The following is a 21,776-nucleotide window of genomic DNA, read 5'->3' as shown; positions in this document are numbered from 1 at the left end:
AAGCCGCCGCCGTGGTGTCGTCGTCCGTGTGACGCGAACCCGGCGGCGGTTTCGTTTTCCGCATGTGATGGGCTGGGATCATGGAAATGGAAGTCAACGAAGCAAAACAGACCGCGCCGGTGCAGGCGAACGCGCTGCGTGGCGCGCCGATCGCGCCGGTCGCGCTGGGCGTCGAGGCGGCGCTCGCGAACACGAAGCTGTTCCCGTACTGGCTCGACAACCCGGCCGCGCCGGCCACCGAGCCGGAACTCGTCGGCGACGTGACGGCCGACCTGCTGATCGTCGGCGGCGGCTTCACGGGGCTGTGGTCGGCCGTGCAAGCGAAGGAACAGATGCCGCACCTGAACGTGGTGCTGATCGAGGCCGGCAAGGTCGCGCACGGCGCATCGGGCCGCGCGGGCGGGATCATCTCGACGTCGGTGATGCACGGGCTGCCGAACGCGGTGCGCGTGTTCCCGAACGACATCGCGGAGCTCGAGACGTTCGGTCATCACAACCTCGACGGCTTCGAGGAAACGCTGAAGCGCTACGACATCGACGCCGACATCGAATGGAACGGCGAGATGACGGTCGCGGTCGATCCCGAGCACCTCGCCCACCTGAAGGGCGACTACGACCTGCATCGCGAGTATGGCCACGACGTCGTGCTGTTGAACCGCGACGAAACGCTCGAACAACTGAATTCGCCGCTGTTCGCGGGCGCGCTGTGGTCGCGCAATCGCAGCGGCATCGTGCATCCGGCGAAGCTCGCGTGGGGGCTGAAGCGCGCGGCGCTGTCGCTCGGCGTGAAGCTGTACGAGCACACGCCGCTCACGACCGTGACGGACGAAGGCAGTACGGTGTTCGTGAAGACGCCGAAGGGCAGCGTGCGCGCGCCGCGCGTCGTGTTCGGCAGCGGCACCGCGAAGGTCGGGATTCCCGACATCAACCGCCGCGTGATGCAGGTGCGCGATCACGTGCTCGCCACCGAGCCGCTGACCGACGAGCAGCTCGCGCGGATCGGCTGGAAGAATCGCCAGGGCGTGTACGACACGCGTACGCAGCTCAACTATTTCCGGCTGACGAAGCACAACAACATCATCTTCGGCGGCCTCGTCAGCTATCACTTCGACGGCGACCCGGAACCGCGCCAGGACAGCCGGCGCGAAACGTACTACCGGCTCGCGGAAGCGTTCTACCGCACGTTCCCGCAACTGAGCGACGTGCGCTTCTCGCATGCGTGGGGCGGCCCGATCGACTACTGTTCGCGCGGCTCGGTGTTCGCGAAGCGCTATCTCGGCGACAAGGCCGTATTCGTCGCCGGCTATACGGGCTTCGGCGTCGCGGCGAGCCGGTTCGGCGCGTTCATGGGGCTGAACATCCTGTTCGACCGGGACAGCCCCGAACGCAAGCTCGACATCGCGAACCAGAGCCCGAGCTACATCCCGCCGGAGCCGATGCGCTGGGTCGCCGCGAAGATCACGTTCCATGCGTTCGACGGCGCGGATGCCGAAGGCGGCTGGAAGCGCGCGTGGATCAGCGGCCTCAAGGCGATGGGCTTCCCGATGTAAGCGACACGGCGGTCCGGGCCGGGCTGCCGCCATACCAAGCTCCCGCGAGGAGACGGTCCGCGCCGCGGACACGGAGAGAGACATCGCATGAACGTTGTGAATCTGCAGGATGAGGCGCGCCAGGAAAACGCGCTGTTCGTCGTCGTGATGCTGCTGCTCGGCATCCTCGGGCCGACGGTCTTTCTCGGCCTGCCCGCGATCGTCGGGCAGGTCGAGCGCCATTGGGGCTTCGGCGAGGCGGCGCTCGGGCTGTCGTGCTTCGTCGAGGTGCTCGGCGAATCGACGGGCACGCTGCTCGTCGCGTTCGTGCTCGGCCGCCAGCCGGTGCGGCTCGTGCTCGCGGGCGCGGTGACGCTCGCGGCCGGCGCGAACTTCGGCACGCTCGCGACGCACGGGCTCGTCGCCTATTCGACGTTGCAGTTCATCGCGGGCGTCGGCTCGGGCGGGCTGAACGGGATCGCGCTGCGCTACCTGTCGTATTCGCGCGCGCCGGAACGCAATCTCGGGATCATGCTGATGGGGCAGGTGATGTGGAGCATGGCGCTGCTCGCCACGATCTTCCCGACGCTGAGCGGCACGTGGGGCGCGCGCGGCGTGTTCGGCTTCGTCGCGTGCGTACTCGGCATGTTCGTGCTCGCGACGCCGCTGTTCCGCCGCGGCGAGACGATGGCCGCGCCGACGCCGATCGGTGTCGCCGGCAGGATCGACCGCAACGGTGCGATGCTCGTGCTGTGCGCGCAGCTCGCGCTGTACGGCGGCGTCGGCGTCGTGTGGACCTTCCTCGAGAAGATCGGCATGGATGCCGGCCTGAGCGGCAAGTCGGTGTCGCTCGTGCTCGGCATCGCGAACGTCGCGAGCCTCGTGATCTGCGCGGCGATGCCGACGCTCGGCGCGGGCGCCGGCCTGCGCCGCTGGACGCTCGTGAACCTCGGCGGCTGCGCGGTCGCGGCCGTGCTGCTCGCGATGCCGGCGTCGGTCGCGACGTTCACGCTCGGCGCGGTCGTGTTCATCGGCTGCTGGACCGGCGGCGCGCTGCTGATCTACGCGACGATTCCGCAGTACGACCTGATCGGCAGGTCGGCCGCGCTGTCGCCGGGCTGCGTCGCGCTCGGCTATGGCGTCGGCTCGGTCGCGGGCGGTTCGCTGATCGAGCGTGTCGGCACGCAGTCGGCGCTGATCGCGGCGATCGTGCTGTGCGCGGTGGCGTTCCTCTGCTACGGGCGGTTGCGGCCGGCCGTGTTCGGCATGGAGCGCTCGCTCGCGGCGGCATCGAAGTGACGGGGTTGCGACGCGTGCCGCTGCCGATGGCGGCGCGTGTCGGGTTCGGTTCATCGGCGAAGTCGGCGGGCGGGGCGCGAGAAGCGCGTCGGGCCGGCCGGGCAACGCGCACACGCGCAGCGGCTTGAAGCATGTTCTCGAATACTTCAGATCTCGATCTCCGGCTCATCCGGGTCTTTCTGGCCGTCGTCGACGCACGCGGCATCACGGCCGCCGAGGCATCGCTCGGCGTGCGGCAGTCGACCATCAGCACGCAGCTGTCGGCGCTCGAGGCGCGCGTCGGCTTCAAGCTGTGCGATCGCGGCCGCGGCGGGTTTCGCCTGACGTCGAAGGGCGAACGCTTCGCGGCCACCGCGCGCACGCTCGTCGCGGCGACCTCCGAATTCGTCGCGCGCGTGCGCGACATCGACCGCAAGCTGGTCGGCACGCTGTCGATCGGGTTGATCGGCCAGGCGCCGCTTGTCGAGAATGCGCGCGTGGCCGATGCGATCGGCGCGTTCCGCAAGCGCGACCAGGCCGTCACGTTCTCGATGAAGGTCGCGTCGCCGCAGGAGCTCGAGGAAAGCCTCGTCAACAACCAGCTCGATCTCGCGATCGGCTATTTCTGGCATCGCGTGCCGGGCCTGCTCTACACGCCGCTGTTCACCGAGCAGCAGGTGATCTACTGCGGGCGCGGGCATCCGCTGTTCCATGCGTCGCGGCCCGTGACGGCGGACGACCTGCAGCTTCACGACTGGGTGTGGCGCACCTACCCGGTGCCCGAGGAGCAGTACCCGCTGCCCGAACGGCGCGTGACCGCGAGCGCGGACAGCATCGAGGCCGCGACGATCCTGATCCTGTCGGGCGGCCATCTCGGCTACCTGCCCGCGCACTATGCGGAGCCGTTCGAGCAGCGCGGGCTCGTGAAGGCCGTCGGCCGCGCGACGTTCAGCTTCGACGTGCCGCTGCATCTCGCGATGAAGCGCAGCACGAGCGACAAGCCGATCGTCGACGCGTTCTGCGAGGACTTGCTGCGCGCATTCAACATCAAGGCGGCGGCGCTCGCCGCGTAAGCACGCAGGCAGCGCGCTCAGCCGTCGACGAGCACCCAGTCGAACAGCTCGCGACGCGTGCGCACGCCGAGCTTCGCGAACGCGCGCTTCACGTACGACTCGGCCGTCGACAGCTTCACGTCTAGCTGCTGCGCGGCCTCGGGCACCGAGCGCCCGCACAGCATCAGCCGGCAGATCTCGTGCTCGCGGCGCGACAGCTGCACGTCCTGGCGTTCGAGGCGTGCGTCGAAGCTCGCCTGCGATTCGACGTTCACCGACACCGCCGCCACGCGCCGTGCCGCGCAGGTGCGCGCATGCAGCTCGAACATCGGGAACAGCAGGTCGACCATCTGGCGGAAGTGGAACAGCTCGTCCGTCGTGAACGCGGCGCGCCCGCCGGAGCGCGCGAGGCCGAGTGCGTACTGCAGGTGCGCGTTGCCGTGCACCAGGATGCATTCCTGCGCGATGCCCGGTTCGTCGAAGATCCGCCGGCGGAACTCGCCCTGCGCGATGCCGTCGACGTGCCGCTGCACGAGCAGCGTGCCGGCCTTGCCGCGCAGCGGCGCGACCAGCGGGTCGCTCTGGCAGTAATCCTGATAGTAGATGTCCATCACGCGCAGCGTATCGGCCGCGAAGCGCAGGCTGCCGCTGCCGAGCCATTCGACGACGAAGCCCGACGTGCTGCCCGTGTCCGCTCGCCAGCGCTCGAGGTGCACGGCGTCGGCGTCGATGCTGTCGTTGACGAACTCCGTGACCGCGCCGACGAAATCCTGCGTGCCGACCGCGCGCAGCGTCGCGCCGAGCGAGTCGGGGCGCACGCCGATCAGGAAATGGCCGCGGGCGGCCGGGTCGGGCTGGAGAAGTCGCATGGTCGGGCGGGAGCGGTCAGGGGACAGTAGGACGTTACGCGAACGCCGCGCCCGCGTCAGCCGGGAATCCACCGGATCAACCCCGCGGATTTCGCGCGTTGTCCCCAAAACGATGACAAGACCGTGCATTCGGCGGCCGGAATTCGCGAAAGCCCCCTTGGCGGGGGGGCATACCGGTGCCAATCGTCTGCCTATAGTGAAAGCGCTTCGAAAACCTGATGATCACAAAGGACAGGCAATGCAGATTCAACCGACGCAGGCCGCCGCGACACCGGCGGATTTCGTTCTGACCAACGCGAAGGTCTACACCGTCGATCCGCACAAGCCGTGGGCGCAGGCCGTCGCCGTGCGCGACGGCCGGATCGTCCACGTCGGCGACACGGCGGCCGTGCAGGCATACGTCGGCGCGGACACGCAGGTCGTCGACGCGGCCGGCCGGCTCGTGCTGCCGGGCTTCGTCGAGTCGCACTGGCACTTCGAGACGACCGCGTTCGCGTTCCAGGCGTTCGTGAACTACGAGGATCCGCAGAAGGTGCTCGGCGCGTTGCGCGCCTACGTCGACACGCATCCGGACGAGCCGGCGATCACCGGGATGGGCTGGGTGCAGGCGACGATCCCGCCGGCGATGCTGCGCAAGGAGACGCTCGACGCGATCTGCGCGGATCGCCCCGTGTGCCTGCTGTCGACCGATTTCCATTCGATGTGGGTGAACTCGAAGGCGCTGGAGATCGCCGGCATCGACGCGTCGACGCCGCCCGTGCAGGAAGGCGCAAGCTGGTTCGAGAAGGACGCGGCGACGGGCGAGCCGACCGGCCTGATCGTCGACGGCGCCGCGTATTCGTTGCTGTTGCAGCGGATCAGCGCGGCCGGCCTGCTGCCGACCGGCATCGACCTGTACCTGAAGTCGATTCCGCCGTGGCAGAAGAAGCTGTGCGCGGCCGGCGTGACGACCGTGTTCGACGCCGGCTTCTTCGACGCGAGCGGCGACCAGTCGCTGCTGTACGAGACGCTGCAGACGATGGAGCGTGCGGGCGACCTGAAGTTGCGCGTGGTCGGCAGCGTCGCGGTGATCGGCGAGATCGACGACCCGGTCGGCACGCTGATCCGGTATCGCGAGCAGTACGATTCGCCGCTCGTGAAGGCGCGCGCGCTGAAGCTGTTCCTCGACGGCACCGAGGCGAACCACACCGCATACCTGCTCGAACCGTACGCGGACCGCCCCGACACCTGCGGCGCGCCGACGATGCCGGCCGACACGTTCAACCGCTATCTGGTCGAAGCCGATCGCGCGAATGCGAACGTGATGGTGCACTGCGTCGGCGACGCAGCGGTGCGGATGGCGCTCGACGGCTTCGACGCGGTCAACCGCTCGAACCCGCCGCGCGACCGCCGCCACGTGATCACGCACGCGTTCCTCACGCATCCGGACGACATCCCGCGCTTCCGCCGCGCGGGCGTGATGGCGAACACGCAGCTGCAGTGGGGCGTGGTCGACGCGTACACCGAGCAATTGCGCGACCACTACGGCCACGAACGCTGGAGCAACATGTACAAGTTCCGCACGTTCCTCGACGAAGGCGTGACGGTGTCGATCGGCATGGACGGCCTCGCGTGCCAGTGCCGCTGCCAGCACAAGCCGCTCGAACACATCGAATCGGGCCACACGCGCCAGCTCGCGGGCGAACCCGACGCGGCGGTGTTCCCGGACATCGCCGAGCGCCTGAGCATTCCGCAGCTGATCGCCGCGTACACGATCCACGGTGCGTACCAGCTCGGGATGGAGCACGAGGTCGGGTCGCTCACGCCCGGCAAGCGCGCGGATCTCGTCGTGCTCGAGCACGACCTGTTCGAGGTCGGCCAGTACGACATCGGCCGCATCGACGTCGGGCTGACGATGATGGGCGGCCGCATCACGCACGTCGGCGACGATTTCGGTGCGCGCACGGGGTTGCAGGCGTCCTGACCGGGCATCCCGGCTGACGAAGCGGTGACGGATGCTTTCGGATGGCTTCCGTCCTCGCGGGTCGGCGCATCCGGCCGGAACCGGATGCGCCGATTGTGCGGCGTGTCCCCCTATTGGCAGGGCAGACCGGCCAATTTCCTCTGGCTACATTTTCCCGGACCGAAGCACACCCCGTTCATCGCGAACGGATCATGATATCGACGGAGGAAAGCATGGCACGGGACTGGAAACACCATCTGAGGACGGCATGCGCGGCGCTCGCGCTGGGCGGGTTCGCGTGCGCGGGCATGCCCGCGCACGCGGCGGACGTCGTCAACGTGTACAACTGGGGCAACTCGATCGGCAAGGCGACCATCGCGAACTTCGAGAAGGCGACCGGCATCAAGGTCGTGTACCAGGAGTTCGATTCGAACGAGACGCTGCAGGCGAAGCTGCTGTCGGGCACGTCGGGCTACGACGTCGTCGTGCCGTCCGACATCTTCTGGGCACGGCAGCTGCAGGCCGGCCTCTATCGCAGGATCGACAAGAGCCAGGTGCCGAACTACGGGCTGCTCGATCCGGAAATCATGAAGGTGCTCGCGAAGGACGATCCGGGCAACCAGTTTGGCATTCCGTGGACCTGGGGCACCGACGGGCTCGGGATGAACGTCGAGAAGGTGAAGGCCGCGCTCGGCAACGACGCGCCGCTCGACAGCTGGGCGCTGCTGTTCGACCCGAAGTACGCGCAGAAGCTGAAGCACTGCGGCGTGTCGGTGCTCGATTCGCCGGTCGATGCGTTCGGCATGGCGTTCATGTACCTGAAGAAGGATCCGAACACGACGAACCCGGCCGACTACCAGGCCGCGTACGAGCTGCTGAAGACGGTGCGGCCATATATCACGCAGTTCAACTCGAGCAGCTACATCAACGATCTCGCGGGCGGCGACATCTGCCTCGCGCTCGGCTGGTCGGGCGACGTGAACTCCGCGCGGATCGCGGCGGCTGCCGCGAAGAAGCCGTATCACATCAAGTACGTGATCCCGACCGAGGGCAGCGCGATGTGGTTCGACATGATGGCGATTCCGAAGGATGCGCCGCATCCGGACGCCGCGCTGAAGTTCGTGAACTTCGTGCTGTCGGAGAAGGAGAGCGCGAACCTGACCAACGACACGTCGTATCCGTCGGCCGTGCCGTCGTCGCGGCACCTCGTGCGCGCCGAAGTGACGGGCGATCCGGCCGTGTTCCCGCCCGCCGACGTGATCCGCAAGCTGAGCGTCAGCAAGCCGGTTCCGCCTGAGCTGATGCGTCTGCAGAACCGTCTCTGGACGAAGCTGAAGACCGAGTAAGCCGGCCGCCGCTTCTCCCCACTCCCGTATACCTTTCGCGCGCCCCGCCGCTGATCGCGGCGGGCGGGGGCGCGCGCGTCCCCACGACCACCGACAACATGAAAATCACACACATGACGGCGCTGTGCCTGCTGGCGTTCGAAGCGGCTTCGACATTCGCGCATACGTCACCGCAGGCAACCGACGCCGGCAAGATGAAGGCGCTGCAGGCGCAGGTCGCCGCGCTGCAGCAGCAGGTGAACGAACTGCGCGCGAGCATGCTGGCCGCGAAGCCCGCCGGCGCCGCAACGCCTGCCCAGGCCGCATCCGGCGGCGCGAACATCGGCACGATCAATTCGGCGGCAGCCGTCGCGCCCGCAGCCGATGCGGCGCCCGCCTTCACGAACGACGACCTGCAGCAGATGCGCGAACAGATCGCAAACGCGTCGCTGAAGGTCGACTCGCTGCAGGAAGCCGCGACGACCGGCCCGCTCGCGGGCCTGAGTATCACCGGCTACGTCGATCCCGTGTACCTGTTCAACCGCGCGCAGCGCACGTCCGGCTTCCAGTTCCTGAATCACGACCCGGGCGCGTACGACTACTACAACAGCACGATCGGCGACGTGTACCTCGACATCAAGAAGACCTTCGGCGTGGGCCCGATGGCGCCGTCGGCGGAGATCGTGATCCAGCCGAACCGCGGCTTCGGCAACGTGTTCAGTAATTCGCACGGCGGCGTCGGCAACAACATCGTCACGCAGGCAGTGGTCACCGTGCCGCTCAGCACGACGCGTACCTTCGAGATCGGCATGATGCCGAGCCTCGCGGGCTACGAGGTGCAGCCGTCGAACCAGATGCTCACGCTCACGCACGGGCTGCTGTACGACTTCAGCGAGCCGGGCAACCTGATCGGCATCGGGCTGAAAGGCTCCAATGCGGCGATGACGCACTTCTGGCAGGTCGTGATCGGCAACGAGGTGCTGCGCACGGCCAGCGCGATCGCGAACGCGGCAAACAACACGACGAAGACCAACTGGACGCCGACGATCACCGCGCGCTTCGACAACGCGACGTCGACGGCGTTCGACTTCGGCATTTCCGGGATGCTCGGCCGGCAGTCGCTGTTCTCGCCTTGCGCGATGGCGGGCGGCTACGGCTACCAGTGCAACGGTTCGTCTCCGACCGGCCTCTACAAGTACGTGGAAGCCGACATGACCTATACGCACGACAAGACGCAGGTTAACGCGCAGGTCGACTACGGCGAGCTGCAGAAGGGCGCCTGGAACGGCGGCACCGCGCGCTGGTACGGGATGTCGCTGCTTGGCCATACGAAGTGGACGACGTCGTGGGTCGGCCGCATGGGCGCGACGCTGCGCTTCGACTACCTGAACAACACGTCGAACGGTGGCGGCGGCACGAACATCCAGTACGGGCTCGCGGGCGGCAACCCGTCGGTGAACGGCACGAGCGGCTTCGGCATCGATCCGTCGTGCTTCCAGGGTTCGGCGACGAACGGCACCGAATGCAAGGGCGCGCAACGCTACGCGATCACGGCCGACCTGCTGTTCTATCCCACGCAGCAGATTACCGTGAAGGTCGAATACCGCCACGACGCGGCGAACCATCCGGTGTTCCTGAAGAGCAACGGCACGTACGCGCGCAGCAACGACCTCGCCGGGATGCAGTTCATCTACGCGTTCTGACGACCGGCACGTTCCGATTCATTCGCATAACGAAACATGGTCCGGGCCGTGCGGGCCCGGATCTCATTCGACCCAGGAGGTTTGATCTTGAAGCTGCACACATTCGCGACCGACATCACCGATCCGCGCGAGCGCGGCCGCCTGATCGGCGCGCGCTTCGCGCCGGCGATCCGCGAGACGGTCGCGCGCTATCTCGCGTTCTTCCCGAAGCTCGGCATCGATCCGCAGCGCGCGCGGGAGATCGGCGAAGCGAGCCTGGCCGCGCTCGACGCATGGTGCCCGCGCCTGGCCGCCGAAGTCGAGGCGATCGCCGACGGCGTCGACCTGCCGCGCTGGCAGCTCGCGTGCCTGAACGCGCGCACCGAGATTCTGGCGACTGCGCCCGCATCGGCCGAAGGCGAATGCTCGACGACCGTCTACGCGCCGGCCGGCCCGCACGCACCGCGCACGCTGCAGACGTGGGACTGGCACGACAGCCTCGCGCCGCAGGGGCTGCTGATACAGTTCGCGACGCCGCAGGGCCGCACCGTCAAGCTGTTCACCGAATTCGGGATGCTCGCGAAGCTCGGCGTGAACGGCGCGGGGCTCGGGCTGCATTTCAACATCCTGCATCACGCGAGCGACAACGACAGCGCGGGCGTGCCGGTGCACGCGATCGCACGGCGCCTGCTCGAAGACGCGACGACGGTGCAGGAGGCGATCGAACTCGCGCGCACCGCGCGCGTGAGCGCATCGACCGTGCTGACCGTGTTCACGCGGCACGACGCGCACCCGCGCGCGGCGAGCATCGAGTTGAGCCCGTCGGGTGTCGGCGTGGTCGTGCCGCGCCCGGACGGCTGGCTGCTGCATACGAACCACTTCCTCGATCATGCGTTGAGCGGCGGCGAATGCATGCCAGACAGCTCGACCACGCGCGAGCGTTTCGCGCACCTGAACGATGTCGTGACGGGCATGACGAGCGCCGATGTGCGCGAACGCGCGGCGGCGATGTGCGGTGCGGCCGGCGACGCGGCCGTCGTGTGCTTCCACCCGGATCCGTCGATGCCTGACACCGAGCGCTGGGAAACGCTGCTGACCGTCGGCATCGATACCGACGCGTGTGCGCTCGACTACGTGGCCGGCAATCCGCACGACCTTTCGCGCGACGGGTTCACGCGGTTCTGACGCGGCACGCGGGCAGTCGCCGAGCAGGGGCGGCACGCGCGTGCCGCCCCTGCGGCGCTCATGCGTCGATGCGTTCGACCTTGCCGACGAGCAACCCGTACGACAGGCTGCCCGCGAGCGCCATCGCGGCGATGTACGTGATGGCGCGCGAGAAGTCCGCGCCGTCGACCAGCAGCCCGATCACGATCGGCGTCGCGATCGCGGACAGGTTGCCGATCAGGTTGAACACACCGCCGGTGAGGCCGAGCAGTCGCGCGGGCGCGAGCCCCGACACGAGCGACCATGTGATCGACGCGAAGCCGTTGCCGAAGAACGCGATCGTCATGAATGCGATCACCCAGCCGGTGGACGTCACGTAGTTTGCGCCGATGATGCAGGTCGAGATCAGCAGCCCCGAGATGATCGGCAGCTTGCGCGCGAAGCCCTGCGAGGCGCCGCGGCGCATCAGCCAGTCCGACAGCACGCCCGAGCACAGCACGCCGACGAACGCGGCGAGGAACGGCAGCGACGCGAGGAAGCCCGACTTGATGAAATCCATCCCGCGATACTTGACGAGGTAGGTCGGGAACCACGTGAGGAAGAACCACAGCGTCGAGTTCAGCGCGAACTGGCCGAGGTAGATGCCCCACAGCTTGCGCCGGCCGAGCACGACGCCGAGGTCGCGCCACGTCGACGGCGCGCGTTCGCTGCGCGCCGCGACGCGGTCCTCGAGATCGACGAGGCCGCCGCCGTCGCGGATCAGCGCGATCTCGGCCGCATTGACACCGCGAAACGCGCGCGGCTCGCGATATACCGCATACCAGACCGCGGCCCACGCGATGCCGGCGAGGCCCGTCGCGACGAACACCATGTGCCAGCCGAGATGCACCTGCAGCCACGCGAGCACCGGTGTGAGGAACGCGAGGCCGACGAACTGGCCCGACGTGTAGCCGCCGATCGCGCTTGCGCGTTCGCGGGTCGGGAACCACGTCGTGACCACGCGGTTGTTGATCGGGTAGGCCGGCGCTTCCAGCGCGCCGACCGCGAGACGCAGCACGATCAGCCCGACGAACGATCCCGCGAAGCCGAGCAGCAGCGTCGCGGCCGACCACAGTGCGAGTGCGCCCGCATACAGCACGCGCGGCGACACCTTGTCGACGAGCCAGCCGCCCGGGATCTGCATCAGCGCATAGGTCCAGCCGAATGCGGAGAACACGAGGCCCGCGCGAACGGGATCGATGTTCAGTTCCTTGAACAGCGCGGGCGCGGCGATCGACAGGTTGCTGCGGTCGAGATAGTTGATCACGACCGTGACGAACAGCAGCGCAAGGATCAGCAGGCGCTTGCGGCTCGGCTGCGTGGTCGCGGCCGGGCGGGCGGCGGAATCGGGTGCGGTACCGCCATGCGCGGTCGAGCGCTCGGGCGGGTTCGCGTGGGTGCGTGACGCGGATTGGGCCACGGTTGTCTCCTGTGTTCTGTGCCCGGCCGGCGCCTGCGAGCAGGGCGGCCGAATCGAAGGGCGTTGGGGCGAACGTTAGAGCCGTGGGTGAGGTGCGTCAACATTTGAGCAGGCATCCCTATTAATGGGACATTGAGCGTTCAATATGTGGGAGAAGCGGCACGCGAGCCGCGTCGTGCATCAGTTGGCCATCGCTTCCTTCGCACTGACCCAGCCTTGCACGACACCGGCGTGCGGATTGCGATACCGCACCTTCAGCCATTGGAAATCGGCGCTCGTGTCGATCAGTTCGACCGTGTCACCCGCGACGACGTAGCGGCGCGTGGGCGCATCGGTCATCGCGTCGTGCAGCGGCAGGCGTGCCGGGCGCACCTTGAACGTGACGGTGCCGCCGCCGTACGCGTCGGGGCGGCGCGACACGCGCCTGCCTTGCGCGTCGTAGGTCAGCAGCATCGACGACGGGCCGGAATCGCCGTCGAGCAGGTCGCGCAGGTCGTCCGGTATCGCCTCGCTGGACTGGTACAGGTACATCTTGCCGCCGGCGTCGAAGCGATACGCATCGGTGTACCAGATCGGGCCGCCGCGGCACGCGCTGTACAGCGTGCGCTCCTTCGGCTTCGCCGCCACGTTGACCAGGTCGTCGCAGTTGCCGTGCGGCATGTTGCTCGCCGGCATGCGCAGCGGTTCGAACTGCTGGCGCGCGGCGTCGTACAGGTAGATGCCGAAGCTGTCGTTGACCATGCCGAGCGTCGCGTGCATGGCGAGATCGCGGTGGCCGTCGAAGTTGTAGTCGTCGGTCGCGAGGTGATAGTGGCCTTCCTCGTCGGCGGCCGTCACGTCGAGCGTCTGCGTTTTCCCGCTCGGCAGGAGGCGGACCGTGACGTGTGCGCTGTCGGCGCGCTCGACACGGGCCGTGACGGTGTCGTCGATCTTGAACGTGAGCAACGGCTTGGCCGCGTGCGCGGCGGGCGCGATCGATGCGCTCGCGGCGAGCAGCAGCGCAGCGAGGCGGGGAAGCGGGTGGAATTGCACGGCGTGCGTCATGAGCAGGTGGTCGGTCAGCGCGGCGTGCTGTCGTCGCGAAACCCGCTCTTGCCGACGAAGATTTCCTTCAGCGCTGCACGTAGCGTGACCGGATCGTACTGGCCGGGCGCAAGCCGGATCACGTAGCGCGTCTGGCCGTCGAGCCGCGCGGCGAGGGCGGGTTCGATCTCGACGTCGATCGTATCGTCGGTCAGCCGCACCGACAGATCCTTGACGCGCAGGTTGACCTGGTCGCGGACCATCACTTCGATCAGTGCATCGTCCGGAAAGCGCGACAGCGCGAAGCAATAGTCCTGCTCCGCATCGTGACAGTAGATGTTGGCGAAGCTTTCGTCGTCGTCGAGATCGGACGTCGCCGCGCCGACGGTGGCGTGAAGTTCCATGAATGTGGATTCCTGCGTAAGAGAGTAGGGGTTATCGGCTTGAATGGAGGGCCGTTTCGATTGCGGCTGCCGCTCCCGGTGTCACGTCGGTGTAGCACGACGCATCGGCATCGCGCGCCTTCAGCCACAGCCCGAATTCGCGCATCACTTCGACGACGGGCCGCAGCCGATCGCCGTCGGCGGTCAGCTCGTACTCGACCCGCACCGGCACTTCCGGATACACGGTTCGCAATACGAGCCCCGCGTCTTCCAGCGCGCGCAGGTCGAGCGTCAACATGCGCTGCGAGATGCCCGGCATGTCGCGGCGCAGGTCGCTGAAGCGCCGCGGCCCGTCGAGCAGATACGACACCAGCAGCAGCCGCCAGCGGCCGCCGAGCAGGCGCATCGCTTCTTCGACGGAACATCCTGTCGCACTCGTTTTCATCGTGCTCGATCCTGGTCGGTAAATTTTTTGTGACTTCGGCACAAACGACTGCCGTCTTCTCAGCCGTGTGCCGATGCGAGATATTAGCGCCCGCGTCGCGGCGAATCGATACATGGACAACTCACCAAGGAAACGCATGAAGCTCTATCACGCTCCCGGCAGCTGTTCGCAGGCGATCTGCATCGTGCTGCGCGAAGGCGGCATCGACGCAGAGATCGTCAAGGTCGACGCGCGCAAGCATGTCGTCGAAGACGGCCGCAACTACTACGACGTGACCGAACTCGGCTACGTGCCGCTGCTCGAACTCGACGACGGCGCGGTGCTGCGCGAAGGGCCGGTGATCGCGCAGTATCTTGCGGACCAGCGCCCGGAAGCCGCGCTCGCGCCGGCCTACGGCACGCTCGCGCGCTACCGGCTGATGGAATGGCTCAACTTCCTCGGCACCGAGATCCACAAGGGTTTCATCCCGCTGCTGTATGCCGTGCAGGCGGGGAAGTACGTCGATCCGGCGAGAACGAAGCTCGACAGCCGCTTTGCCTGGATCGACCGCCAGCTCGACGGCCGGACGTTCCTGACGGGCGACACGTTCACGGTCGCCGATGCGTACCTCTTCGCACTCACGGGCTGGGGCAAGGCCGACTGGATGCGCTCGGTGTACCACGCGGATATCGACCTGAGCCGGTACGGGCACCTGCGTGCGTGGTACGAGCGCGTGCGGGCGCGGCCGGCGGTGCGGGCCGTGCTGGAGGTGGACGGACTACTGGCATAGCGATGCACCATTATTTCAACAATACTTGAAATGTCGAAATGATGGCGCTATCCTTCGCGCCATGGACTCCAATCTCGTCGTGCGCGCCCTGGGCGCGCTTGCTCATGAAGCGCGCCTGGCCATCTTTCGCGCGCTGGTCGTTGCCGGGCCGCAAGGACTGCCGGCCGGCGCGATCGCGCAGCAGATCGGGCTGTCGCCCTCGAGCCTGTCGTTCCATCTGAAGGATCTGTCGCATGCGGATCTGGTCACCGCGCGCCAGGACGGCAGGTTCATCTATTACGCGGCGAATTTCGAATCGATGAGCGGCCTCGTCGGGTTCCTGACCGAGAACTGCTGCGCCGGCGCGGCCTGCGGCGTGCCGGCGGCGCCCGCCTGCTGCGGGGATCGCACATGACCGGCTCGAACGCGGCCGCGTCGCAGGCGGTGGCGGTCAAGCCCGCCATCGGATTCTTCGAGCGCTACCTGACCGTCTGGGTGACGCTTTGCATCGTGCTCGGCATCGCGCTGGGCCTGGCGCAGCCGGGGCTTTTCCAGCGCATCGGCCGCATGGAATACGCCCAGGTCAACCTGCCCGTCGGGCTGTTGATCTGGATGATGATCGTGCCGATGCTCGTCAAGGTCGACTTCGGTGCGTTGCATGAGGTTCGGCAGCACGTGCGGGGGATCGGCGTCACGCTCGTCGTGAACTGGCTCGTCAAGCCGTTTTCGATGGCGTTGCTCGGCTGGCTGTTCATCCGGCAGCTATTCGCGCCGATGCTGCCGGCCGACCAGATCGACAGCTATATCGCCGGCCTGATCCTGCTGGCTGCCGCGCCGTGCACGGCGATGGTGTTTGTGTGGAGCCGGCTGACGGGCGGCGATCCGCTGTTCACGCTGTCGCAGGTCGCGCTGAACGACAGCATCATGGTGATCGCGTTCGCGCCGCTGGTCGGGCTGTTGCTGGGGATGTCCGCCATCACGGTGCCGTGGGCGACGCTGCTCACGTCGGTCGTGCTCTACATCGTCATCCCGGTGATCCTCGCGCAAGCGTGGCGCAGGCTGTTGCTCGCCAACGGGCAGGCGGCGTTCGACCGCGCGATGGCGAAGATCGGCCCCTGGTCCATCGCCGCACTGCTGGCCACGCTGGTGCTGCTGTTCGCGTTCCAGGGCGAGGCGATCCTCAAGCAACCGCTGGTGATCGCGCTGCTCGCGGTGCCGATCCTGATCCAGGTGTTCTTCAACGCGGCGCTCGCCTACGGGCTCAATCGCGTCGTCGGCGAGAAGCACTGCATCGCGTGCCCGTCGGCGTTGATCGGCGCATCCAACTTTTTCGAACTGGCCGTGGCGGCGGCCATCAGCCTGTTCGGCTTTCACTCCGGCGCAGCGCTCGCGACCGTCGTCGGCGTGCTCATCGAGGTGCCGGTCATGCTGCTCGTCGTGCGCGTCGTCAACCGTTCGAAGGGCTGGTACGAGCGCGCGTGACATCATTCAGGAATCCGGAAATGACCGACATCACGATCTATCACAACCCCGATTGCGGCACGTCGCGCAACACGCTGGCGATGATCCGCAACAGCGGCGTCGAGCCGCGCGTCGTGCTTTATCTGGAAGCGCCGCTGGGCGAAGCGGAACTGCGCGCGCTGATCGCGGCGATGGGCATTCCCGTTCGCGACGTGCTGCGTCGCAAGGGGACACCCTATGAAGCGCTCGATCTCGACAATCCGAGATGGAGCGACGCCGATCTGATCGGCTTCATGGTCGCCCACCCGCTCCTGATCAATCGCCCGATCGTCGTCACCCCGCTCGGCACGCGGCTGTGCCGCCCGTCCGAGCAGGTGCTCGATATCCTGCCCGATCCGCAGAAGGGGCCGTTTGCGAAGGAAGACGGCGAAATCGTGATCGATGCGGAGGGCAAGCGTGTCTGACCGCCTGAACGACCTGCCGCAACTCGATGCCACGCTCTTTCGCGTACCGGACGCGAGCCGGCTGCAGCCCGCGCTTCCGTCCACGCATCCGCCTCGCATCGTGCTGCTCTACGGATCATTGCGCGTGCGTTCGTTCAGCCGGCTGCTGGTCGAGGAGGCGGCGCGGTTGCTGACGGCCATGGGCGCCGACGTCCGGATCTTCAATCCGTCCGGATTGCCGTTGCCCGACGATGCCCCCGAGCACCATCCGAAAGTGGCGGAGTTGCGCGAACTCGTGCAATGGTCGGAGGGCATGGTGTGGTGCTCCCCCGAACGGCACGGCGCGATGACCGGCGTGATGAAATCGCAGATCGACTGGATTCCGTTGTCGGTCGGCGCGGTACGGCCGACGCAGGGCAAGACGCTCGCGGTCATGCAGGTCAGCGGCGGCTCGCAATCGTTCAACGCGGTCAACCAGATGCGCGTGCTCGGGCGCTGGATGCGCATGCTGACCATTCCGAACCAGTCGTCCGTCGCGAAGGCGTTCATGGAATTCGGCGACGACGACCGGATGAAGCCGTCCGCGTATTTCGACCGGGTCGTCGACGTCATGGAGGAGCTGGTCAAATTCACGCTGCTGACGCGCGACGTCGGCGCGTACCTGACGGACCGGTACAGCGAGCGCAAGGAAAGCGCCGAACAACTGTCGCAGCGTGTGAACCAGACGCGCATCTGAATCGCTCGCGGGCACGCGGCGCGGCGGGACATCGGTCGCGCCGCGCCGGCGGGCGTGTGCCGGGTGAGCCAGCTCAGCGCCCCAGCGTCAGGACCAGATACCCCGCATAACCCGCGCCGTTCGCGAGCAACGCCCAGATCGCGAGCCCGCGGGTGCGCGCATTGAAGCGCAGCCACGCGGCCGCCGCGAGCGTGATGATCACGCCGGTCAGCACTTCGGGGCGCGGCTCCCACGGCGTCAGCATGATGCCGATCGCCGGCAGCAGCGTGCCCTGGAACACCATCGCGCCGGTGATGTTGCCGAACGCGAGCGTATCCTTCTTGCGGCGGATCCATAGCACGCTGTTGACCTTCTCCGGCAACTCCGTCGCGATCGGCACAATGATCAGCGACAGCAGCAGCGCCGAGATGCCGAGCGCGTGCGATACGCCTTCCACGCCGTGAATGAAGCCCTTCGCTCCGCCGACCAGCAGCACGAGGCCGATCAGCAACTGCAGCACGATCGTCGTGAGATTGGTTGGCAGGCCGAGACGCGACAGGAACATCGCATGCGGCGCTTCGGTGCCGTGCCCGGCATCGACGAGCCGGGTCGACGCACGGAACGTCATCACGACGTACATCACGTAGAGCCCGACCAGCATCGCGGCGAGCAGGGCGCGCACGGCCCAGTTGTGATGCGGGACGAACATCGCGGCGGTGGCCAGCGAGAACGCGACGAGGAAGGTGTTCATGTCGCGCACGAAGCCCGTGCGTTCAGGCGTGATCGTGCCGCGCAGCCCGCGCGAGCGGATCACGGCGAGCGTCATCAGGAACGTGGTGAGCGTCGCGAGCATCAGCGGTGCGCCGAGAATCGCGCCGACGCCGATTTCCTCGTTCACGGCCTGGTTCGCCGTGCCGCCGGCCAGGGCGAGCAGCGGCACCATCGTTTCGGGCAGCGCCGTGCCGACGGCCGCGAACAGCGAACCGGTGACGCCCTCAGAAATCTTCAGGCGTTCGCCAAGATGTTCGAGCGCATTGGTGAAGACCTCGGCCGCGATGAGGATGACGATCAGCATGAACGCCAGTTCGAGGAACATGAAGGTCATGCGGCACCTCCGCAGGCACGTGCCCGGCGGGCGGGGGAGCGCGGAGAGAAGGCGGTGGGGAACATGGGGACTCCGTGGTCGGACGCTGACGAACCATGGCGCATCCGCCGACGTCCGACCAGGAACGACGCGATGCGCCCATGGTCTCGCCAAGCCGATCAGGCCGAACGCGCCACGGCCACAGGCCGAGTGTGTTGACGCGTTCGCTTTCCGGGGGACGGAAAGCAGGCTACTCCCCAAAGACGAAGGGCAGTCTAGCCGAGCGGATTTCTTTCGACAAGCCTTCATCTCGAAAAAATATACCCCTCTACCCTATAGGGAAACCCTCCTGGAGATATACTCCCCTACCCTATACAGGAGCCATCGATGAGTCATACCGTTCGCGAAAAACAGAAGCTGCTGAACCGCGTGCGTCGGATCAAGGGCCAGGTCGAAGCGATCGAGCGCGCGCTGGAGGAAGAGCGCGGCTGCAACGACGTGCTGCAGCAGATCACGAGCTGTCGTGGCGCGATGAACGGCCTGCTGGCCGTCGTGCTGGAGGACCACATCCGGTCGCATCTGGTCGATGCGGATACGCCGGACGCGCACGAGGGCAGCGCGACCGAGCAGCTGATCGATGTCGTCCACAGCTATTTCAAGTAACCGGATCGGATCATGAACGAATTCGACGGCAGGGCCGCCGACAGCTGGCATAGCCATGCGTTTCTGGGCGCCGCGCACGCGCGGAACGAGCGGAAGACCTGGGCGGTCATCGGGTTGTGCACGGCAATGATGATCGCCGAAATCGTCGGCGGCACGCTGTTCGGGTCGCTGGCGCTGGTCGCGGACGGGCTGCACATGTCGACGCACGCGGGCGCGATGCTGATCGCGGCGCTGGCCTATACCTACGCGCGCCGGCATGCGGACGATCCGCGCTTCGTGTTCGGCACCGGCAAGCTCGGCGACCTGGCCGGGTTCACGAGCGCGATCGTGCTCGCGATGATCGCGCTGCTGATCGGCTATGAGGCGATCGCGCGTTTTCTGTCTCCGGTAGCCATTCACTTCGGCGAAGCGATTCCGATCGCGGTGCTGGGGCTCGCAGTCAACCTGGCCAGCGTGTGGCTGCTGAGCGGCGATCACCATCACGGTCACGGCCATCATCATGCGCATGACCACGACCACGACCACGACCACGAAGACGCGCACCACGAGCACGGTTCGCATTCGGCGGCGCATCGCGACCACAACATCCGGTCGGCCTACATTCACGTGATCGCCGACGCGGCCGTGTCGGTGCTCGCAATCGTCGGCCTGCTGCTCGCGCGGGCGTTCGGCTGGGTCTGGATGGATCCGCTGGCGGGCATCGTCGGCGCGCTGGTGATTGCCAACTGGGCCTATGGGCTGATGCGCGACACGGGCGGCATCCTGCTCGACGTCAACGTCGATCGCAAGCTGACGGACAACGTCCGTCGCGCGATCGAGGCGCTCGGCGACAAGGTCAACGATCTCCACGTGTGGCGCGTCGGCCCCGGCCACATGAGCGCGATCGTGTCGGTCGAAACCGGCGATGCCGCGCGCGATGCGCGTTTCTACCATGCGCTCGTCGCGGGCTTCGACGGCATGTCTCACGTGACCGTCGAAGTGATGACGCCCGCGAAGGCCGCCTGATCGTGGCCGTGAAATCGCCGTGTATCGAGCTGTGCGCGTTCGACGGCCGGACGGGTTTTTGTGTCGGCTGCCTGCGCACGCGCGACGAGGCGCGCGACTGGAAGAAGATGACCGACCATCGCCGGCACCAGATACTGAACGACCGTACGCGCCGGCAGGCGAAGATTCGGCGCGAGACGACCGACTAGACCGGACGCACGACCACCGAAGCCTGCGTGCGGGTCACGGGCCTGCGGTAGCATCACAGGCATTCAGCGTCAGGATTCCTGACCGGGAGCCGTCCATGCAGACCGAATCGTCGACCGGCATTCTTCGCCAGATTCCGCGCAGCGTCTGGGTGCTGGGCTGCGTGAGCCTGTTGATGGACGTGTCGTCGGAGATCATCCACAGCCTGTTGCCGATGTTCCTGATGGCGGGGCTCGGCGCGAGCGCGACGACGATCGGCCTGATCGAAGGGATCGCCGAGGCGACGTCGCCGGTCGTCAAGGTGTTCTCCGGCACGCTGAGCGACTACCTGCGCAATCGCAAGTGGCTGGCGGTTGCCGGCTACGGGCTCGGTGCGCTGAGCAAGCCGCTGTTCGCGATCGCGCCGACGATCGGCGTCGTGGTGACGGCGCGGATCGTCGACCGGATCGGCAAGGGGATCCGCGGCGCGCCGCGCGACGCGCTGGTGGCCGACGTCACGCCGGTCCACTTGCGCGGCGCCGCCTACGGGCTGCGGCAGTCGCTCGACACGGTGGGCGCATTCCTCGGGCCGTTGCTGGCCGTCGTCATCATGCTGGCCTGGCGCGACGATTTCCGCCTCGCGTTCTGGCTGGCCGTGATCCCCGGCGTGCTGGCCGTGGCGCTGCTCGCGTTGGGTATCGACGAGCCGGCGCGCGCGCCGGGCGAGACGCGCGTCAACCCGATCCGCCGCGAGGTCGTCGCGCAGCTCGGCGCCCGCTACTGGTGGGTCGTCGCGATCGGTGCCGTGTTCGCGCTGGCCCGCTTCAGCGAGGCGTTCCTGGTGCTGCGCGCGATGGGCAGCGGCGTGCCCGTTGCGCTCGTGCCGCTCGTGATGGTGGCGATGAACGTCGTGTACGCGGTGTCGGCTTACCCGTTCGGCAAGCTCGCCGACACGACGAGCCACACGAAGCTGATGGTGGCCGGGCTCGTCATGCTGATCGCCGCCGATATCGTGCTTGCACACGGCACGCACTGGGGCACCGTGCTCGTCGGCGTCGCGTTGTGGGGGGTCCATATGGGGATGACGCAGGGGCTGCTCGCGACGATGGTTGCGCATGCCGCGCCGGCCGAATTGCGAGGGACGGCGTTCGGCGTGTTCAACCTGCTCAGCGGCGCCGTGACGCTCGTGTCGAGCGTCGTCGCGGGCGCCTTGTGGGACTGGGCAGGCGCCGCCGCCACGTTCTACGCAGGGGCCGTGTTCAGTGCGGCGACCGTCGCGCTGCTCGCCTGCATTCGCAGGTCGTTCGCGACCGAACGGGATCGCTAGCCGGAAGTCGAGGA

The 21,776-nt window shown here is 67.3% G+C and carries 22 protein-coding genes and 1 riboswitch; of the genes, 16 read left to right on the top strand and 6 right to left on the bottom strand.

Annotation, left to right across the window (positions count from 1 at the left end):
- Positions 1–80 precede the first annotated feature (80 nt).
- The 3 genes from AC5LXX_RS29005 to AC5LXX_RS28995 all read left to right on the top strand — a co-directional run bounded on the left by AC5LXX_RS29005 (position 81) and on the right by AC5LXX_RS28995 (position 3,880).
- Complete coding sequence (locus AC5LXX_RS29005) at positions 81–1,550, top strand: NAD(P)/FAD-dependent oxidoreductase (protein WP_493412010.1); 1,470 nt, start codon at positions 81–83, stop codon at positions 1,548–1,550.
- 87 nt (positions 1,551–1,637) lie between these two features.
- Positions 1,638–2,828 carry an MFS transporter gene (locus AC5LXX_RS29000; RefSeq protein ID WP_493412009.1) on the top strand — a complete coding sequence of 397 codons (1,191 nt, stop codon included), beginning with the start codon at positions 1,638–1,640 and terminating at the stop codon, positions 2,826–2,828.
- A gap of 131 nt (positions 2,829–2,959) precedes the next feature.
- A complete protein-coding gene (locus tag AC5LXX_RS28995) occupies positions 2,960–3,880 on the top strand; it encodes a LysR family transcriptional regulator (protein WP_048249168.1) in 921 nt (306 codons plus the stop codon).
- 17 nt (positions 3,881–3,897) lie between these two features.
- Here the strand turns inward: AC5LXX_RS28995 and AC5LXX_RS28990 are convergent, their stop codons facing one another.
- A complete protein-coding gene (locus AC5LXX_RS28990; protein WP_493404032.1) occupies positions 3,898–4,728 on the bottom strand; it encodes a helix-turn-helix transcriptional regulator in 831 nt (276 codons plus the stop codon).
- 238 nt (positions 4,729–4,966) lie between these two features.
- Here AC5LXX_RS28990 and AC5LXX_RS28985 point away from each other — a divergent pair, with 238 nt between their 5' ends.
- From AC5LXX_RS28985 to AC5LXX_RS28970, 4 genes are all read left to right on the top strand, one after another.
- Entirely contained in the window at positions 4,967–6,691 is a 1,725-nt protein-coding gene (locus tag AC5LXX_RS28985; RefSeq protein ID WP_493412008.1) for an amidohydrolase, read from the top strand.
- A 212-nt stretch (positions 6,692–6,903) separates the two neighbouring features.
- A complete protein-coding gene (locus AC5LXX_RS28980; RefSeq protein ID WP_493412007.1) occupies positions 6,904–8,016 on the top strand; it encodes a polyamine ABC transporter substrate-binding protein in 1,113 nt (370 codons plus the stop codon).
- Positions 8,017–8,114: 98 nt separating this feature from the next.
- Positions 8,115–9,698, top strand: coding sequence for a DUF3138 family protein (locus AC5LXX_RS28975; protein ID WP_493412006.1), 1,584 nt, complete (start codon positions 8,115–8,117; stop codon positions 9,696–9,698).
- Positions 9,699–9,785: 87 nt separating this feature from the next.
- Entirely contained in the window at positions 9,786–10,862 is a 1,077-nt protein-coding gene (locus AC5LXX_RS28970) for a C45 family autoproteolytic acyltransferase/hydrolase (RefSeq protein WP_493412005.1), read from the top strand.
- Positions 10,863–10,920: 58 nt separating this feature from the next.
- Here AC5LXX_RS28970 and AC5LXX_RS28965 read toward each other — a convergent pair whose 3' ends face one another.
- The 4 genes from AC5LXX_RS28965 to AC5LXX_RS28950 all read right to left on the bottom strand — a co-directional run bounded on the left by AC5LXX_RS28965 (position 10,921) and on the right by AC5LXX_RS28950 (position 14,151).
- Complete coding sequence (locus AC5LXX_RS28965; RefSeq protein WP_493412004.1) at positions 10,921–12,300, bottom strand: MFS transporter; 1,380 nt, start codon at positions 12,298–12,300, stop codon at positions 10,921–10,923.
- Between the two features lie 180 nt (positions 12,301–12,480).
- Complete coding sequence (locus AC5LXX_RS28960) at positions 12,481–13,344, bottom strand: XAC2610-related protein (protein WP_493412003.1); 864 nt, start codon at positions 13,342–13,344, stop codon at positions 12,481–12,483.
- Between the two features lie 14 nt (positions 13,345–13,358).
- Entirely contained in the window at positions 13,359–13,727 is a 369-nt protein-coding gene (locus AC5LXX_RS28955; protein ID WP_493412002.1) for a hypothetical protein, read from the bottom strand.
- Between the two features lie 31 nt (positions 13,728–13,758).
- Positions 13,759–14,151, bottom strand: a complete 393-nt coding sequence (locus AC5LXX_RS28950) for a winged helix-turn-helix transcriptional regulator (RefSeq protein WP_493412001.1) — start codon at positions 14,149–14,151, stop codon at positions 13,759–13,761.
- A 136-nt stretch (positions 14,152–14,287) separates the two neighbouring features.
- On the opposite strand from AC5LXX_RS28950, the gene AC5LXX_RS28945 reads away from it, so the two are divergent.
- The 5 genes from AC5LXX_RS28945 to arsH all read left to right on the top strand — a co-directional run bounded on the left by AC5LXX_RS28945 (position 14,288) and on the right by arsH (position 17,539).
- The gene (locus AC5LXX_RS28945; RefSeq protein ID WP_493412000.1) at positions 14,288–14,920 is read left to right on the top strand and encodes a glutathione S-transferase C-terminal domain-containing protein; all 633 of its coding nucleotides are present in this window, start codon (positions 14,288–14,290) and stop codon (positions 14,918–14,920) included.
- A gap of 61 nt (positions 14,921–14,981) precedes the next feature.
- Complete coding sequence (locus AC5LXX_RS28940) at positions 14,982–15,314, top strand: ArsR/SmtB family transcription factor (RefSeq protein WP_124456991.1); 333 nt, start codon at positions 14,982–14,984, stop codon at positions 15,312–15,314.
- On the top strand, positions 15,311–16,381 hold the full coding sequence (gene arsB, locus AC5LXX_RS28935) for an ACR3 family arsenite efflux transporter (RefSeq protein WP_493411999.1): 1,071 nt from the start codon (positions 15,311–15,313) through the stop codon (positions 16,379–16,381). Before AC5LXX_RS28940 ends, arsB begins: the two co-directional genes overlap by 4 nt.
- A 20-nt stretch (positions 16,382–16,401) precedes the next feature.
- Positions 16,402–16,824, top strand: a complete 423-nt coding sequence (gene arsC / locus AC5LXX_RS28930; protein ID WP_493411998.1) for an arsenate reductase (glutaredoxin) — start codon at positions 16,402–16,404, stop codon at positions 16,822–16,824.
- Complete coding sequence (gene arsH / locus AC5LXX_RS28925; RefSeq protein ID WP_493411997.1) at positions 16,802–17,539, top strand: arsenical resistance protein ArsH; 738 nt, start codon at positions 16,802–16,804, stop codon at positions 17,537–17,539. The genes arsC and arsH overlap by 23 nt, the downstream gene beginning before the upstream one ends.
- Positions 17,540–17,612: 73 nt before the next feature.
- On the opposite strand, the gene AC5LXX_RS28920 is transcribed toward arsH, so the two are convergent.
- The gene (locus AC5LXX_RS28920) at positions 17,613–18,623 is read right to left on the bottom strand and encodes a sodium:calcium antiporter (protein ID WP_493411996.1); all 1,011 of its coding nucleotides are present in this window, start codon (positions 18,621–18,623) and stop codon (positions 17,613–17,615) included.
- Between the two features lie 80 nt (positions 18,624–18,703).
- Positions 18,704–18,873, bottom strand: a riboswitch (yybP-ykoY riboswitch).
- 116 nt (positions 18,874–18,989) lie between these two features.
- Here AC5LXX_RS28920 and AC5LXX_RS28915 point away from each other — a divergent pair.
- The 4 genes from AC5LXX_RS28915 to AC5LXX_RS28900 all read left to right on the top strand — a co-directional run bounded on the left by AC5LXX_RS28915 (position 18,990) and on the right by AC5LXX_RS28900 (position 21,762).
- Positions 18,990–19,265 (top strand): metal/formaldehyde-sensitive transcriptional repressor, encoded by a 276-nt coding sequence (locus AC5LXX_RS28915; protein WP_493411995.1) that lies wholly within the window; start codon positions 18,990–18,992, stop codon positions 19,263–19,265.
- A 12-nt stretch (positions 19,266–19,277) separates the two neighbouring features.
- Positions 19,278–20,270 carry a CDF family Co(II)/Ni(II) efflux transporter DmeF gene (gene dmeF, locus AC5LXX_RS28910; RefSeq protein WP_493411994.1) on the top strand — a complete coding sequence of 331 codons (993 nt, stop codon included), beginning with the start codon at positions 19,278–19,280 and terminating at the stop codon, positions 20,268–20,270.
- Between the two features lie 2 nt (positions 20,271–20,272).
- On the top strand, positions 20,273–20,458 hold the full coding sequence (locus AC5LXX_RS28905) for a DUF1289 domain-containing protein (RefSeq protein ID WP_493411993.1): 186 nt from the start codon (positions 20,273–20,275) through the stop codon (positions 20,456–20,458).
- Positions 20,459–20,553: 95 nt separating this feature from the next.
- On the top strand, positions 20,554–21,762 hold the full coding sequence (locus AC5LXX_RS28900) for an MFS transporter (RefSeq protein WP_493411992.1): 1,209 nt from the start codon (positions 20,554–20,556) through the stop codon (positions 21,760–21,762).
- The last annotated feature ends 14 nt before the right edge of the window (positions 21,763–21,776 follow it).

The organism is Burkholderia torrens (genome assembly GCF_984668525.1).
The sequence above is the reverse complement of the archived record's forward strand: the minus strand, read 5'-3'. Positions and strand labels throughout refer to the sequence as shown.

Bases quoted from the DNA above. Each gene is read 5' to 3' on its own strand.
- AC5LXX_RS29005 (WP_493412010.1), top strand. From the start codon at position 81: ATGGAAATGGAAGTCAACGAAGCAAAACAGACCGCGCCGGTGCAGGCG.
- AC5LXX_RS29000 (WP_493412009.1), top strand. From the start codon at position 1,638: ATGAACGTTGTGAATCTGCAGGATGAGGCGCGCCAGGAAAACGCGCTG.
- AC5LXX_RS28995 (WP_048249168.1), top strand. From the start codon at position 2,960: ATGTTCTCGAATACTTCAGATCTCGATCTCCGGCTCATCCGGGTCTTT.
- AC5LXX_RS28990 (WP_493404032.1), bottom strand. From the start codon at position 4,728: ATGCGACTTCTCCAGCCCGACCCGGCCGCCCGCGGCCATTTCCTGATC.
- AC5LXX_RS28985 (WP_493412008.1), top strand. From the start codon at position 4,967: ATGCAGATTCAACCGACGCAGGCCGCCGCGACACCGGCGGATTTCGTT.
- AC5LXX_RS28980 (WP_493412007.1), top strand. From the start codon at position 6,904: ATGGCACGGGACTGGAAACACCATCTGAGGACGGCATGCGCGGCGCTC.
- AC5LXX_RS28975 (WP_493412006.1), top strand. From the start codon at position 8,115: ATGAAAATCACACACATGACGGCGCTGTGCCTGCTGGCGTTCGAAGCG.
- AC5LXX_RS28960 (WP_493412003.1), bottom strand. From the start codon at position 13,344: ATGACGCACGCCGTGCAATTCCACCCGCTTCCCCGCCTCGCTGCGCTG.
- AC5LXX_RS28955 (WP_493412002.1), bottom strand. From the start codon at position 13,727: ATGGAACTTCACGCCACCGTCGGCGCGGCGACGTCCGATCTCGACGAC.
- AC5LXX_RS28950 (WP_493412001.1), bottom strand. From the start codon at position 14,151: ATGAAAACGAGTGCGACAGGATGTTCCGTCGAAGAAGCGATGCGCCTG.
- AC5LXX_RS28945 (WP_493412000.1), top strand. From the start codon at position 14,288: ATGAAGCTCTATCACGCTCCCGGCAGCTGTTCGCAGGCGATCTGCATC.
- AC5LXX_RS28940 (WP_124456991.1), top strand. From the start codon at position 14,982: ATGGACTCCAATCTCGTCGTGCGCGCCCTGGGCGCGCTTGCTCATGAA.
- arsB (WP_493411999.1), top strand. From the start codon at position 15,311: ATGACCGGCTCGAACGCGGCCGCGTCGCAGGCGGTGGCGGTCAAGCCC.
- arsC (WP_493411998.1), top strand. From the start codon at position 16,402: ATGACCGACATCACGATCTATCACAACCCCGATTGCGGCACGTCGCGC.
- arsH (WP_493411997.1), top strand. From the start codon at position 16,802: ATGCGGAGGGCAAGCGTGTCTGACCGCCTGAACGACCTGCCGCAACTC.
- AC5LXX_RS28920 (WP_493411996.1), bottom strand. From the start codon at position 18,623: ATGACCTTCATGTTCCTCGAACTGGCGTTCATGCTGATCGTCATCCTC.
- AC5LXX_RS28915 (WP_493411995.1), top strand. From the start codon at position 18,990: ATGAGTCATACCGTTCGCGAAAAACAGAAGCTGCTGAACCGCGTGCGT.
- dmeF (WP_493411994.1), top strand. From the start codon at position 19,278: ATGAACGAATTCGACGGCAGGGCCGCCGACAGCTGGCATAGCCATGCG.
- AC5LXX_RS28900 (WP_493411992.1), top strand. From the start codon at position 20,554: ATGCAGACCGAATCGTCGACCGGCATTCTTCGCCAGATTCCGCGCAGC.